The 15442-nt window shown below is 38.0% G+C and carries 16 protein-coding genes; 11 read left to right on the top strand and 5 right to left on the bottom strand.

What is annotated here, in order from left to right; all coding sequences use genetic code 11:
* Positions 1-34: 34 nt before the first annotated feature.
* The 3 genes from fahA to hppD all read right to left on the bottom strand — a co-directional run bounded on the left by fahA (position 35) and on the right by hppD (position 3454).
* The gene (fahA, locus tag ACSR9O_RS21850; RefSeq protein WP_491725090.1) at positions 35-1330 is read right to left on the bottom strand and encodes a fumarylacetoacetase; all 1296 of its coding nucleotides are present in this window, start codon (positions 1328-1330) and stop codon (positions 35-37) included.
* Entirely contained in the window at positions 1327-2271 is a 945-nt protein-coding gene (locus ACSR9O_RS21845; protein WP_101221513.1) for a hypothetical protein, read from the bottom strand. The genes fahA and ACSR9O_RS21845 overlap by 4 nt, the downstream gene beginning before the upstream one ends.
* Before the next feature lie 61 nt (positions 2272-2332).
* A complete protein-coding gene (hppD, locus tag ACSR9O_RS21840) occupies positions 2333-3454 on the bottom strand; it encodes a 4-hydroxyphenylpyruvate dioxygenase (RefSeq protein WP_427573127.1) in 1122 nt (373 codons plus the stop codon).
* 240 nt (positions 3455-3694) lie between these two features.
* Here hppD and ACSR9O_RS21835 point away from each other — a divergent pair, with 240 nt between their 5' ends.
* The 11 genes from ACSR9O_RS21835 to ACSR9O_RS21785 all read left to right on the top strand — a co-directional run bounded on the left by ACSR9O_RS21835 (position 3695) and on the right by ACSR9O_RS21785 (position 13569).
* Positions 3695-3940, top strand: a complete 246-nt coding sequence (locus ACSR9O_RS21835; RefSeq protein WP_157830942.1) for a DUF1450 domain-containing protein — start codon at positions 3695-3697, stop codon at positions 3938-3940.
* Between the two features lie 176 nt (positions 3941-4116).
* Positions 4117-4758 (top strand): Ntn hydrolase family protein, encoded by a 642-nt coding sequence (locus tag ACSR9O_RS21830; RefSeq protein WP_157830943.1) that lies wholly within the window; start codon positions 4117-4119, stop codon positions 4756-4758.
* A 358-nt stretch (positions 4759-5116) separates the two neighbouring features.
* Positions 5117-5791 carry a GntR family transcriptional regulator gene (locus ACSR9O_RS21825; protein ID WP_101221517.1) on the top strand — a complete coding sequence of 225 codons (675 nt, stop codon included), beginning with the start codon at positions 5117-5119 and terminating at the stop codon, positions 5789-5791.
* Positions 5792-5810: 19 nt separating this feature from the next.
* Positions 5811-6695 (top strand): hydroxymethylglutaryl-CoA lyase, encoded by an 885-nt coding sequence (locus ACSR9O_RS21820; protein ID WP_491725089.1) that lies wholly within the window; start codon positions 5811-5813, stop codon positions 6693-6695.
* Between the two features lie 123 nt (positions 6696-6818).
* Positions 6819-7982 carry a CaiB/BaiF CoA transferase family protein gene (locus ACSR9O_RS21815; RefSeq protein ID WP_491725088.1) on the top strand — a complete coding sequence of 388 codons (1164 nt, stop codon included), beginning with the start codon at positions 6819-6821 and terminating at the stop codon, positions 7980-7982.
* Between the two features lie 206 nt (positions 7983-8188).
* On the top strand, positions 8189-9520 hold the full coding sequence (locus ACSR9O_RS21810; RefSeq protein ID WP_101221519.1) for a CitMHS family transporter: 1332 nt from the start codon (positions 8189-8191) through the stop codon (positions 9518-9520).
* A gap of 219 nt (positions 9521-9739) precedes the next feature.
* Entirely contained in the window at positions 9740-9886 is a 147-nt protein-coding gene (locus ACSR9O_RS21805) for a hypothetical protein (RefSeq protein ID WP_491725087.1), read from the top strand.
* 44 nt (positions 9887-9930) lie between these two features.
* Complete coding sequence (locus tag ACSR9O_RS21800) at positions 9931-10275, top strand: gamma carbonic anhydrase family protein (RefSeq protein WP_491725086.1); 345 nt, start codon at positions 9931-9933, stop codon at positions 10273-10275.
* A gap of 283 nt (positions 10276-10558) precedes the next feature.
* Complete coding sequence (locus tag ACSR9O_RS21795; protein WP_491725085.1) at positions 10559-10864, top strand: YerC/YecD family TrpR-related protein; 306 nt, start codon at positions 10559-10561, stop codon at positions 10862-10864.
* 658 nt (positions 10865-11522) lie between these two features.
* A complete protein-coding gene (locus ACSR9O_RS21790; RefSeq protein ID WP_491725084.1) occupies positions 11523-12932 on the top strand; it encodes a processed acidic surface protein in 1410 nt (469 codons plus the stop codon).
* 1 nt (position 12933) lies between these two features.
* Positions 12934-13569, top strand: coding sequence for a class D sortase, LPxTATN-specific (locus ACSR9O_RS21785; protein WP_230178309.1), 636 nt, complete (start codon positions 12934-12936; stop codon positions 13567-13569).
* 145 nt (positions 13570-13714) lie between these two features.
* Here ACSR9O_RS21785 and ACSR9O_RS21780 read toward each other — a convergent pair whose 3' ends face one another.
* Positions 13715-14113, bottom strand: a complete 399-nt coding sequence (locus tag ACSR9O_RS21780; protein ID WP_101221524.1) for a DoxX family protein — start codon at positions 14111-14113, stop codon at positions 13715-13717.
* 571 nt (positions 14114-14684) lie between these two features.
* Entirely contained in the window at positions 14685-15266 is a 582-nt protein-coding gene (locus ACSR9O_RS21775; RefSeq protein ID WP_230178310.1) for a YitT family protein, read from the bottom strand.
* Positions 15267-15442: the final 176 nt, after the last annotated feature.

Below are 15442 nucleotides of genomic sequence, written 5' to 3'. Positions count from 1 at the left end.
ATGTAACTATCTTTTATATTTAGTAGATTAGTTGCTACATCTTCACTTTATGGGTACCTAAAATCTTTGCCTCCGAAAGGGCTGGCAAAACTTGACCGCTTACTTCACCAAATCCAATTCGATACCCATCTCCTTGACACCAGCCACTGATGGTCAACTTGTCCCCATCCTCAATCCAGCTTCGTTCGCCCCCGCCTTTAAGTTGAAGCGGTTCTGTGCCGCGCCATGAAAGTTCAAGGAGGCTGCCTCGTTCTTCACGGCTTGGACCGCTGATAGTTCCAGATCCATGCATGTCACCGGGACGCATATTACAGCCTGTAATGGTGTGGTGAGCCACTTGCTGAGCGATTGACCAATACATATAGCTAAAGTTGGTATTCGTAATCCTAGTTGCTTGTTCTGTATTTTCTGGTGTCAAATGAACTTCAAGGTTAATATTAAATGCCCCATCTTTTTTTTGCTGCAGGTAGGGAAACGGCTCTGGATCCTGTTGCGGTCCAGCAGTACGAAAAGGTTCCAGTGCTTCTAGCGGCACGACCCAAGGCGAAATGGATGTAGCAAAGTTTTTAGAAAGAAATGGACCAAGAGGCTGGTACTCCCATGCTTGTATATCACGTGCACTCCAGTCATTTACTAGAACGAGCCCGAAAACATGATCTTCAGCCTGATTAACTGGAATTGGTTCCCCAAGAGTATTGCTGGGTCCAATAAACCAGCCCATCTCTAGTTCGAAATCAAGCTGTATCGAAGGTCCAAATACTGGATAATCTGCATCCTTTGGTTTGCGCTGTCCCGAAGGACGCCGCACCTGGGTACCACTTGGAACGATGGAACTGGCCCGTCCATGGTAACCAATCGGCAAGTGTGTCCAGTTTGACATGAGGGCATTGTCTTTCCCTCTGAAAATTGTACCCACATTGGTCGCATGCTCTCTTGAGGCATAAAAATCTGTATAGTCTCCAATATTTGCAGGAAGAAGCATCTCTATATCTGCCAATGGGTGAAACGCTTTAAAACGAAGCTCTTCATTATCACGTAGTACAGACGTTTTCGAATCCAAAAGGTATTGAAGTTTGTTACGTACAGCAGTCCAAACCGGACGGCCAAGTGACATAAATTGATTAAGTGAGGAAGAGGAAAAGACATTTTTTCCTTCTGCACCTGTCCCACTTAGCAAGCCAACCTCATCGATTACAGATAAATCAAGAACATAATCACCGATGGCTGTACCGGCACGGGGGCTTTGCCCGTTTTTTTGGAAAATGCCGTATGGTAAGTTTTGAATTGGAAAATGTGATTCTGGTGTTGTCTCAATAAAGGAATGTTTCATCTTACTGCCTCCCCATGAAAAATAGTAAGCTCCCCTAGTTCCTCCCGAGGCTCATTAAAGCTGCAGCTTCCATAGGAAGCTGCAAAGAAACTGCGTGCTTTGATGATTTCGGCCGAACTGACTGTCAAATCGCGCCAGGAAAGCGAGTCTGTTGTAAATGAAAAATTAGTTGGGTCTTCATCATGCAAAATGGCTTGAATGGTTGCTGTATTAACCGAACGGCTATATGCCATAATAGAAGCGGTAAATACGTTAACAAAACCATGCATGCGTGTTTTAACTTCCGTTCGGTACTGGCGTATCGGATGGTGCAGACCAGCTGTGAATTTAAGTGGCAGTTCTCGTTTCTGGCATTCGTGAATAACGAATGCTGCTTGATTGACTGTAGGAAACAAATTAGCCGTGATTCCACCCATGCGCATTTTGATACCTATACGTTTTAGGGATTTTTGGTTAATCGAATGTATAGTATCCAATGTGTTTAGAAATTGATCATTCGTTCCTTTCATTTCGCAATAAATGGGATAACTCCCAGTTTGTTTTTCAAGATTCTCCAAGAATGAATAATTAACCTGTGTTGGAAGCGGAAATTCTATTGCTTGTATGGTTCCAGCTGTTTTATATGTTTCTAAAAAATGACGAATAGCTTCCATTTCGGTTTCGATTTCTTCGAATTTCGTAAAAATAACAGATAACCGAAGTGGATATTTGTCATTAAATAGAGCTTTATATGGTTTAAGTTCACTCAATCTTGAAGCAGGAATAACAAACGGGCCGAGCATCCAGCTGTCCGAATCATGGATGTATGCATGAAAATTTGAAATAGCTTCTGGAAGCGGAAGTGCAGCCGGTGGAAATAGACCTGCATAATCAATGAGTTCGGTCATAAAATGACTGACCGCTTCTTCTCTCCACTTTACATTTACTTTTGTTAACAACAACCTCAACACCTCCTATTAAAGGAGGCCATACCGCGAGAGACAACGGTATGACCGTTCCAAATCAAATATTTCCGCGAAGTTCTTGTTCGCGTTCAATCGATTCAAACAATGCTTTAAAGTTTCCGTCGCCGAATCCAAGTGCACCTTTACGCTGTATGATTTCGATAAACAGTGTTGGACGATCAACAAGTGGTTTAGTAAAGATTTGAAGCAAGTATCCTTCATCATCACGATCGACCAGAATATTAAGTTCTTGAAGTCGTTTCACATCTTCATCAATATCTCCTACACGATTGGCAAGTTCTTTATAATAAGTCTCAGGGGTGTTTAAAAATTCCACACCATTTTCTTTGAGGGCAGCCACCGTGCCGATGATATCGTTTGTCAAAAGGGCTAGATGCTGAACGCCCGGTCCATTATAGTAATCTAGGTATTCTTGAATTTGAGACTTTCGCTTTCCTTCCGCAGGCTCATTAATTGGGAACTTAATGCGTCCTGTTCCATTCATCATGACTTTTGACATTAGAGCAGAGTATTCTGTCGAAATGTCTTCATCATCAAAATGCTTCAGAACAGTAAAACCGAATGCACTTTCATAATAGTTTGTCCATTCTTCCATAACTTCCACATTACCAACGAGGTGGTCAACACCAATTAATCCGGTTGGTTGAGATTCAAGGGTGTTCTCGCGAGCTTCAAACCCTGGCATAAATACGCCTTTATAATCGACTGATTCTACAAGCGTATGAATTGTATCCCCATATGTACCTAATATCGCTTTTTTTACCTTGCCGTTTTCATCTTCTTCCACCCATGGTTCCCGAAGAGCGATGCCACCTCGTTCGATCGCACCCGCATATGTTTTTTCTAGATCCTTTACTAGGAGGGCGATATCTTTTACACCCTCGCCATGAAGTTTTATAAACTCGGCAACGTCTGTATTGTCTGATAGGGTACCTGTTAAAATCAATCGGATAGCGCCCTGTTCCATTACGTAAGATACACGGTCACGGGAACCTGTTTCTAATCCTTTATATGCTACAAGTTTGAAACCGAAAGATTTCGCATAGTAATAAGCAGCCTGCTTTGCGTTTCCTGTATAGATTTCTACGTAATGAACACTCTTTACCGGGAACAATTCTTCTTTCTTAGTTTTAGGTGATGCTACCATTTTTTCAGCCATTTTAACCTCTCCCTTATCATTTTTAACTTTAAGTAACAGAATTTTCGAAATTTAGATTCTGTAATGTTTCACATCTTAATCTATAAAAATTCATCGCGCAAATATGTGTTTTAACGCGTTTAGTATTTATGGCATAAGTCTTTTAAACCGTTAAAGCGAATATGCGTTTGAGTGTACTCTTGCAAACTTTTGGTTAATCCAATTAAAATGTTGGCAACAAAAACCGAAGGGGAGTTAGCCATGAAAATTAACGTAAAGTTCTGTCCATGTAATTTCGAAGACGAGTTGGAAACTATGAAGGGAAAATTAATTGAGCGAACCGATTTGGAGGTTATTGAAGAAAGGTGCTTGTTATACTGCGGCCAATGTTTGATGGAGCCATTCGCACTTATAAATGGTGAAAACATTGTCGCAGACGATCCGGATGAACTTTATAAAAAAATAGATCAATATGTGGCTAACATTAAACTAGGGGAAATCGTGTAAAACCGAAAGAAAATATATTTGATAGATGTTTTGATCGAGAATTATATATTTAGAGTTGTTACTGTCCGGAAACTTGAGACCTTCAGAAGGAATCTATATATGATAAAATATAAGTAAGCCCTACTCCAAAATGCATGATAGTAGGGCCTTATTTTTATTCTGAAGGGAATTTCATTATGACTGCATTAATTGGTAAAAAGTTTGAAAATGGTGTATTTATTATGGCTGATAAAAGAATAACCTATAGAGGAACCGAAAACTTCAGTGATGATGAAAAAAAAGTAATAGCATTAAATCAAAATGTGATTTTTGCATTTGCGGGTGTTAAAAATATCATCGATATATGCATGGAGGAACTAAAAATGTTTTCTCTTGGAACAAATTCAATTGAAGAAATCGAGGCACAATCTCAAAAATTATTTAGAAATTCATTGGAGATGTTCCAAAAATTATATCCTGAACAGGATTATGCAACTGTTTATTTATTGGCGGGGTTCACAGCTGATGGTATACCTCGTGTCACTTACTTCTCATCAGATGATGCTTTTCAAAAAAGCCATCCTCTCGATTTTTTTTATAAAACATTTCCGAATACAGAAATGATGTATCTTCGGAATTATTTAATAAATGAAGTGGATGCCACCAGAACAGATCTAAATTATTTTATCATTCAATTTTCTTCTGCCATCCGACAGATAAACAATGAAAAGGTTAGTAAGACTGCGTATTCTATATTCTTAACCAAAAATGGCTTATTTGAGATAGACATTGATGAAGATGGAATCATTAAGATTGTACAAATGAATCTTGATAGTTAAAACAAAGGTGATAATGCTGACAGCAGATTCATTTATTTTTGATTAAAGAAAGCTATTTAACTTTAACGCGGTGAAAGCTAGCCGTTTTACAGAATGTATGCTTTAATGTATAAGCTTGCAGTGGTGGGAAACTTATAATAACATTTAGAAAAATTGTGGAAATTAGTGACTAAATGATTTTAATTCACTAATTGCACAGTGAAGGGAAGGTGCAACTTAAAAAAATCGAGTCTTCAGTTATGAAGCTGCAGAAAAAAATATCCACTATAGTCAAAAACAACAAATTGATTTATGATGAGGTAGACATATATTTTTTTGTATACATTATCTGAAAATTATGACTATGGGTGTGATAAAAATGAAGTTAAAAACAATACAGTCGCAAACTCTTCAAAATCAAGTATATGAATATTTACATGAACAAATTGTAAGCGGCAACATACCACCTGGACAACGAATCGTGGAAGGAAAGGTTTCTCAGGAAACAGGTGTCAGTAGAAGTCCAATCCGAGAAGCGATCCGCAGGTTAAACAGTGAAGGATTAGTATCCGTCAGTCCAAGAGGCGGAGTAAGAGTATACCGCGCAACCTTTTCAGATTTTAAATATCTTTATGAATGCAGGTTAAGCCTGGAACCTACAGCTGCTTTTTATGCCGCTTCACGTATGAATGAAAAACAGCGTAAACAATTGTCAGATTCAGTTGATAAAATGAATCTCATGGTTGATAAGAATGAGCTTGAAAAATTAAAGGTCCTAAGCAGCCAATTTCACTACCTGATTGTGGAGGCTAGTGGTAATCCTTATTTGATGAAAATGATGAATCAGTTAAATTCCTTAATTTCTTTTTATCGAAATGCCGTATTGAATATCCCAAAGAGAATAGAAGAGGGTGCCGATGAACATAAAGCGATATGGAATGCTATTAAAAATGAGGATGGGAAAGCTGCAGAGGAGTTAATGAAGGCACATATTCAACGTGATTATCAATTTTATGTTTCCATGTACTCGGGTGTTAAGGATGACGAATATTAATAAAAGGAGAGTGAAAAAAATGATTTTTCCAGAAAAACTTAAAATTCGTGATGTTACATTGAGAGATGGCCTGCAAAATGAACCTGTTTTTGTCGAAACCGATCAAAAGATATATAAAATTAAAAATTTAATTGAAGCAGGATTTGACCGCTTGGAAGTCACTTCCTTTGTTCATCCAAAGTGGGTTCCTGCTATGAAAGATGCGGATGAATTAGGACAGAATCTGCCAATGGCTCGTGGAGTAGAATATGAAGCTTTGGTCCCAAATAAAAGAGGATTAGACAGGTTCCTAAATTCAAAGATTCACAATGCGCTTTTTTTCCTCTCTGCGAGCACACAGCATAACCAGGCAAATTTAAATAAGAGTTCTAATGAATCTTTAATTGAAATAAAAGATTTAATTGAAGAAACGACTAAGGAGGGTAGAAAAACAATTGGTGCAATTTCAACGGCATTTGTTTGTCCGTTTGCCGGGATCGTACCATACTCAGAGGTGGAAAGGATTGCAGAGTACCTCGTTAATAATGGGGTTTGCGAATTAGGCCTGGGTGATACAATCGGCAAAGCAACGCCGAGACAGGTATATGAATACTGTAGCCGTTTGGTAGAGAAGTTTCCGGATATTCCTATTGGGCTTCATCTGCATGATACCTATGGATACGGATTGGCAAATGTTATGGCTGGGATACAGGCTGGTGTTCAATTAATTGATGTAGCCCAAGCTGGACTAGGAGGATGTCCATATGCTCCTGGATCTCCTGGGAACATTCAGGCAAGTCGTGTAGTAAAATTTTTAGAAAAACAGAATATCAAAACAGGTTTGGATTTGGAACATTTAACGACATTAGATACCGAATTTCCCCAACTGTTAGGAGACAGTAAAGGATTAACAAAAACAGTATAAAGTTAATTCAAAATTAGGAAAAACCACACAGTTGATTGTATACGTTATTGTAATATTCAGAAAATTAAAAAAGGTAATTCAGAAACAGGTAGGATATGTTAATAATTGAAGGGCGGGAATACAATGAGAAAACCTTTAGAGGGTATTAAAGTTTTAGAATTAGGTAACTTTGTAGCAGCTCCGTTTGCCGGGAAGATTTTTGGTGAATTTGGTGCTGAAGTGATCAAGGTTGAGGATCCCAATAAAGGGGATTCTTTACGAAATTGGCGAGTGATGCATAACGGAACGTCCCTGTGGTGGTACGTGCATGCAAGAAATAAAAAATCCATAACTCTTAACCTTCGTGAAGAAGAGGGACAGGAGATGGTTCGGGAGTTAGCAAAAGATGCGGATGTAATTATTGAAAATTTCCGGCCAGGAACGTTGGAGAAATGGGGAATTGGCTATGAAGACATTAATAAAATTAATCCAAGTATCATTATGACAAGGATTTCTGGTTATGGCCAAACAGGCCCTTACCGAAACAAAGTAGGATTTGGCAGCGTGGCGGAATCGATGGGTGGCCTTCGGTACCTGACAGGATTTCCTGATCGTCCCCCAGTTCGAGTTGGTTTAGCAGTTGGTGATTCTATAGCAGGTTTATATGCAGTGAATGGTACGTTAATGGCATTAAGAGCGAGAGATAACGATCCATTAAAAAGAGGACAATATGTGGATGTCGCTCTAACTGAAGCGGTATTTTCTTTGCTGGAAGGCGTGCTGCCAGAATACGATTTAAAAGGAATAATAAAAGAAAGAACAGGTGCTACCTTGGAAGGAATTGCTCCTTCAAATACCTATATATGTGCAGATGGTAAATATATCGTCATTGCGGCAAATAGCGATAGTATTTTCAAAAGATTTGCGCATGCGATAGGACGGCCAGAATTTGCGGAAAATCCGACTTATTTAACCAATAATGGCAGAGCTGAAAATGCAGAATATCTAGATCAAGTCATTGAAGAGTGGACTAGGAAACACTCACAAAAAGAAGTGCAAAAAATATTAGATGAGGCTGGTGTGCCGGTTGGGCCTATTTATAATATTGAAGATATTGTAAGGGATGAACATTATCAAGCACGTGATATGCTTCAGACGGTCACTTTGCCGGATGGGGAGCAGGTACTAGTTCCAGGAATTGTACCAAAACTATCTGAAACTCCAGGCAGCATTGAATGGATTGGTCCTGAACTAGGACAACATAACGAAGAAGTCCTTGGGGGAAAAAAAATGAATCAGCAAAAATAGTTTACTTTATTCTTGCTAGCTAAACCTTAAAACATGTCATGCCTGGCTGTCGGCATACACAGGTAAACAGGGAATGAAAATATTTAAGATAAAAGGGGGTTATAATGCTTCTTTTCTGACCTGAGAAAAAAAGAGAGGGTTACAGTAAATTTCCAGGCATATTTGAAAGCGGTACCAATAACGAACCTTGGGGAGGAACTAAGTTTATGTTATCTATTTTAGGATTTGCTATGATTTGTACCTTCTTATTTTTGATTATGTCAAAACGTATATCTCCGTTTATTGGCCTAACGATTGTACCTATCATATTTGGTTTAATCGGAGGATTTGGACCAGAATTAGGGACATTGATAATGGAAGGTATTCAAAATGTAGCGCCTACCGCAATTCTTTTGTTATTTGCCATTTTGTATTTTGGTGTCATGGTAGATACAGGGTTATTCGATCCATTAACCTCAAAGATTATAAAGTTAGCTAACGGAGATCCACTAAAGATTATCGTAGGAACTGCTGTGTTAGCGGGAATAATAGGATTTGATGGTGATGGATCCACGACGATGATGATTGTTGTAACGGCTTTTCTTCCTCTATATAAAAAAATGGGGATCAGTCCTATCATATTGGCCTCCATTACAATCATGCAAATTGGTATCACAACACTTGTTCCGTGGGGGGGACCTGCTGGCCGCGTAGCGAGTGTGTTAAACCTTAATCCAACGGAATTATATCTTCAAATGTTGCCTGGAATGCTTGTAAGTTTGCTATATGTTATTACCGTTGCTTATTTTATCGGTTTGAAAGAAAGAGCTAGATATAAAAAGGAAAATACCGAATCTTATTCTATACCTGAAGCTAGAATAATAGATGCTGCAATTGAAAGCGCTACAATAGAAAATATCTCACCAAAAAACACAAACATTAAGCGTCCCAAATTAATTTGGATCAATTTCCTTGTATCAATAGTTATCATGGTTGCCATTGTACTTGAATGGTTACCTGCTGCCGTACTCTTTATCATTGGTACAGCACTAGGACTACTCATTAATTATCCAGTCTTAAATGATCAACGAGATCGGGTCGCCGCTCATGCACCTAATGCAATAGCAGTGGTTGCGATGGTTTTTGCTGCTGGGATTTTCTCGGGAATTTTCAAAGGTACTCCAATTTCTGAATCTATGGCACATTCGATTGTTTCAATTATCCCTACAGACCTTGGTCCATATCTGGCTTTAATAACAGCGGTTGTTAGTGCACCTGCCATCTTTTTAATTGGTCCTGATGGATTCTACTTTGGGATTTTGCCAGTCCTGGCTGAAACTGCTTCTACTTACGGCATTGATACTTTATCAATGGGAACAGCTGCATTGTACGGCACTCCTTTTGGTATCATGGGTCCGCTCGTAGCATCTGTTTATTTATTGATTCACATAACGGGTATCAGCCTAGGTGATCTTCATAAATATGCAGCAAAATGGTCTTTAGGGATATTGCTTATTTATATCATCGTAGGAGTGATTTCAGGGACGATCTCTTTCTAAAAAATGAATTCTAAACAAAATCATTGGAGAGAAGGAGGACAATCCAAAGGTAGCTGTAAATGTGGAGACATAATAAGGGAAGGAACCGTGGCAGTTGTATGCAGGGTCCAGATTTAAGATTCTTATACTATATTGATGGTGTTAAAGAAAGGCTCCGAATAGAGGTACCTCTGGTTTTATTATGGAATAATGAACATAACGCAAAAGGAGGAATGAAGAATGATTCATAAATTTAAAGGACACTTCCCCAATGTACATTCAAGCTCATATATAGCCCCAGGAGCACAGTTAATTGGAAACATAGAACTTAAGGAAGATACGTCCGTTTGGTTCAATGCCGTTTTAAGAGGGGATAATGAGAAATAACGATAGGAAAAGGATCAAATATTCAAGACGGTGCAATAGTTCACGTGGATCCAGGTTTTCCAATTAAAGTCGGTGAAAATGTTACTGTCGGACATAACGTGGTTCTACATGGCTGTACTGTAGAAGATGGCGCGTTAATTGGTATGGGCGCAACAATTCTAAATGGAGCAGTAATCGGAGAAGGCTCTCTAATCGCTGCTGGGGCTCTAGTTCCAGAAGGAAAGATAATTGAACCGGGTGTTTTAGTAGCCGGTGTTCCCGCTAAGGTCATCAGAAAACTTACACCAGAAAACATAGAACAGGCAAAAGAGGGAGCATCACAGTATATCAAAAATGGCGCTCTATATAAGAAAGAGAACATAAGCGTAATAGAGAAAGCATTCAAATAATTAGAATGCACTTGTACGTTAAAAGTGAGAAGGCAGGCTGTCCGCAAGATTGGACGAGTCTGCTAAATTATTAATAAAACGGTAGAAGCAAAAGAACCTTTTTTTATGTAAGGCCATTTGCATGGGAGTTGCAAGGTATATATTGCATTTCATACCTCCTTCCGAGTGTGATTAAAGTGTCAGTCTGTTGAAATTGGTTCCCGTTTTAGCATGGGTAGGCAATAGGAGCGCATCCTCAATGTGAAGATAAATATTATTTTGAAAACTTTATTGGAGGTCAATTATGTACAAAAGTAAATTGTCTGAAAAAAACGTACAACAATTATTTAAGGCTATCCTTTCTTTACGGACACAAGAAGAGTGTATGGCTTTTTTTGATGATTTGTGCACAATGAATGAAATAAAAGCTTTTACCCAAAGACTAGAAGTTGCCAGAATGCTTCGGGATGGCTTTACATATGAAGGAATCGAGGCAGAAACCGGTGCCGCTTCAGCTACAATTTCAAGAGTTAATAAACTTTTGAATTATGGGAGTAATGGTGGGTATCAGATGTCGTTAGATCGCATGGATACTACTAAAAAATTTTAAGAGTTTCGGCAGAGGGGTTTGACTTTTGGGGCTAGGTTCATCTTTGGGTTTTTGGTAAAAAATATCAATATATATAGAAGAAACACGTCAATAAATAGCTTTTCATTTTCTTTTAAACATACATCACTTGAGATTGTCATTTACAGTCTCTTTTTTTGTTTGAAAAAGTGTAATCGTAGATAACTTTTATAAGTTAGAAGGATACACTTACAGGAAATGGGGAGTTGCATCATGTTGTAGAAGGGGGAGCATGAAGATGGATTATCTCTTTTTTTCGCTATGTCTAAGTGCATATTTATAAGATATGAATTCCGATACTTTTAGACTGATTACTTTACTTGATTTGGCAAAATTGATGGCTGAATAGATGGATAGTCCGGCGGTCAATTTGTTGTTAATTTTTCGCTTTAGTTAAATTTAGTAGGAATACAATATTTATAATTTTTTATCCGGAGACACAAGGGGAGGGGTTGTTGTAATCGATATATTAATAGGAAGAAATACGTCTTAATATGAAATAAATGCTGCATTAGCTAGTTTACAAAGTAAGTAAAATAGCAATTTTCCGTTCGTGGAAAAAATAACTTCATTGTTAAATTATTGTTATTACCTTATAATTTTCTAGAAACATATGAAATGTTATGAATAGGAGAAAAGTATGAAAAAACTGTGGACGATTTTAGTTTCATTTACGTTGTTAATTAGCTTATTCCCGCAATTAGCATCGGCAGCACCAAGCAAAAATTTTGAGCAGGACCTTACAAAGTATTTAAAAGAGGTAAGCCTTGTCAGGGGTTTTCAAGTGACAAAGGATGATATTGAAACATCTCTTTCTTTTTACGACGAAAGTATTAAAAACTTTGAATCTATTGGTGATCTTAAAGAAGCCTTGGGCGAAGTCATTAAGGCAGATTTAAGTAATCTAGATGCCATCTATGATGATTATAATCTAACCAATGAGAGCCTGATTAATCTATTACACGAAAATGGTGAAGAACTAGACGATTATATCTTTATCTGGGACCTCGATGAAGCTGTTTATTTCTATACCGAAGAGGGCGATTTTGAACGCGATCCGAACTTTGACAAAGAATTAGTCAATTATTTAGCCAAGGTTAGCAAGGAAAGAGGCTTCCAAGTAACAAAGGAAGATATCGAAGCGTCATTGGAACTCTATGATTTTAGCCTGGAAGAATTTGAATCTGTCGAAGAGCTTAGCGAATTCCTAGGTGACGTCATAAAGGCAGATCTAAGCAACTTAGACTATTTTAATGAGAATTATGGATTGGATAAACAAGCCTTGCTTCAAATGTTAGAAGAAAATGGTGAAAATATTAACGATTATATATACATAGATAATCTTGAAGAAACTGTTTGGAACCTTACTGGTGGCGGGATTGATGGCGAAGTTGCCGAAGATCTTCTTCCTATTTTCGAGCAGGAACTCGGTCTAACGGAAGAGGAATTACAGAGGCTTGAAGACCACCTGATGTCTTTGGAAGACCATCTTTCCAACCCGGAAACAGTCAAGCAACTTGAAGAATTGGGCAACCGCATGATGGCTTTCGAGGAATTTGATGTAGCAACCGAGCTTACAGCTGAACAGATAGCTGAAATGGCCTCAATCTATGAAGAGTTACTTTCCATCTTTAAGCTTAATGTTTCCTATTCCCTTGTGAAAAGTGGCTCGGAATCGCCTGTATCCCTTTTAGATTTAATGAAATTGGAAGAATTGAAGGGTGCTAACCTGAAAATAATGATATATAATACTGACGGGAAGTTCTTGGCTGATCTTTTAATAACAGGTGAAATGGTCGATTCTGATACTCTTACCAATGCAGGCGGGCAAATAAAGGAATCTGCAAAAGAGGTGCAAAAAACCATTGAAAAGGCACCAATTGCTAAACCAGTAAAACAAAAGATCAGTACCAATACTACTTCAGAACAACAAACCGTAAAAGGGGCTAAACTGCCAAATACCGCTTCCGATTATTTACCTAGCGCCCTTTTAGGATTATTTCTTGTCTTGATCGGAAGCTTGATGTATCGAAAAATTAGGAAAGCTTAATATGAAACAATTAAAGAAAAAGCGGCTCCTGCTGCTTTCTTGTACAATTGCCATCATTTTATTTGGGATTTGGTTTTCCACATCCAATATGTATAAGTTTGCAAAAGGCTACTTTCTTTACAAGACTCATGCTCCAAGTAGTCAAGTAAATGAAACAGTACAGAAAACACCAAGTGATAAACCAGCAAGTAATAAAACAACAAAGAAAGAGCTATATCCTGTCCGCCCTGAAACGGGTGAAGAAATCGGGGAATTGTATATACCCAAACTAAAAACAAAACTCCCTATTTTCCATGGCACAAACGAGGATGAATTGGAAAAAGGCGTTGGTCACTTTGCAGGAAGTGTGCTACCTGGTGAAAATGACAATTCCGTTCTTTCCGGTCATAGAGATACGGTATTCCGTAAACTCGGGCAAGTTGGCGAAGGAGATTTGTTGATAGTAACAACATCGGCAGGGGAGTTCACATACAAAATCAAAAAAGTTCGAATTGTGGATGAGGATGATCGAACCGTAATCGTACCAAAGCCACGGGCAACGCTAACCGTCAGTACCTGTTACCCCTTTGATTATATCGGGTCAGCACCTGAACGCTATATACTTGTTGCTTATTTGACTTCAAAAACAGTAAGTTAATCATCTAATTTCTAAAAACAAGAGTCCCAATAAGGAAACCTATTGGGACTCTTTTAATTTCTATTTTGAAAAGAAAACGAAGGTGAAAGTCACTATAACCAAATGAAAAAACACCGATATCGATGTTTTTTCATTGCTAATTTATTTATATTGTTAGGTTATCCTTATTACTCACTGAAGCGGATTTTAATATTTTATGATGATAAATATAAGAGCCGGCTATCAAAATATATCCGATAATGAAAAGCAGCCATCCACTGGCAGGGTCGCCCACTGATATGCTTGAATACATAGCACCGGTCAAATCAAATACAAAACCTGCATAAGCCCATTCCTTAATTCTCGGAAAGCCAGGAATAAGTATTGCCACGACACCTAATAATTTGGCAATTCCAATAAAGGGTAGGAGGTAGGTAGGATAACCTAAATGATTAAATAAGTCGACTGCATCGGGAACAGACATTATATCCGGAATAGAACCCAAAACCATTAGTGCCACTAAAAGCCCTGTGAAAATCCAATATATAATTTTTGTTTTTTTCATCTATTCTCATTCCCTCCCTTAGATTGACATTCTAATCATATTCCACATTCCTTTTATTAATGCTTTCTGTAACAAATTATTAACATTAACGGTAATATCACGAGTAAACATGCTGAAATTACGAGTAAAACAGCAAAATTCACGAGTAAACGGCGCGAAATCACCAGTGTAGCACGAAATCCGAGTAAACGTGCGACTGTCTGCCAAGCCGCATCAAAGCAAGCGTCTACGGTACTCGGCTAGCCAGTTTTACGGCAGGAGTGCAGCAAATTTCTTAATTTTAGAGAGGATTTCCTCCGTTTGATCTTTACATCCTTAAGAAAGAGTTGATCACAAAATCATGAATTAAGATTATCGTTTGCCCAATTGTTCTATTCCAAAAGTCTACTGCTTGAAGGTGATTTTGGAGTTTTCTTTAATGTAAAAGGCAGTGGCTTCTTTAACCACTGCATTTTGATAAAAAATTTCTAGAATATTCCATGATTAGCTTTGCTGCTTTTATTCCTGAGGTGTTGGTGGATATGTATAGTGAACATTGCCAACACTGTATTTGACACATGCAGGTATGGCTTTATCTTATAAAAAAGTTTATTGATTTAAAAGAATTGATTAAAATGACGCATAACCCGACACAGGAAATCGTGATGAGGGAATACATTAACTTTAAGTCTTTCAATATAATAATTCCGGCAATTACTATGAGAGAATCAATGATAAAAATAATAATTCCAGGATTAGTTGCTGTAGCTTTAGAGATTAATAGTGCTAGTAAATCCACTCCACCGGGGCTAATATGTTGTCTCAGCATAAAACCGACACCAATCCCAATCGTCATTCCACCGATAATGGCACTTGTTATGATCGGTAGATGAACCAAACCGTTTAGTGGTGTTAACCAATCGATAATGGTTGATGTAAAAGCTAACCCAAGGATGGCATTAAAGAAATAAGATTTATCGTATAGAAGAGATAGAAGGTATATGGGAATATTGATCATAATCATGGTATGTCCAACCTGGATTCCCCACACATATTTGATTAACAAACTTATTCCAAATATCCCGCCATTTATTAGATGAATGGGAACGATAAACAGGTTAATACCAATTCCAATGCAAAAACTTGAAAAAAGCAGAGTAACTAACTTTTTCATTAATACATTCCCCTTGTCCAAATCATTATCTTAAAATATATGAGAGGAATGTAAATATATACTCAGCATATTTAAAGTACCGGTGCAATTTGTGAATTGTTGGCTTTGTTCTTCAGAAGATATTCTGAAGAGACATGGGATTACACTGGGTCATAATAAAGGCCGTCTCCTGGAGG

This window comes from Peribacillus sp. B65, assembly GCF_058513295.1.
The sequence above is the reverse complement of the archived record's forward strand: the minus strand, read 5'-3'. Positions and strand labels throughout refer to the sequence as shown.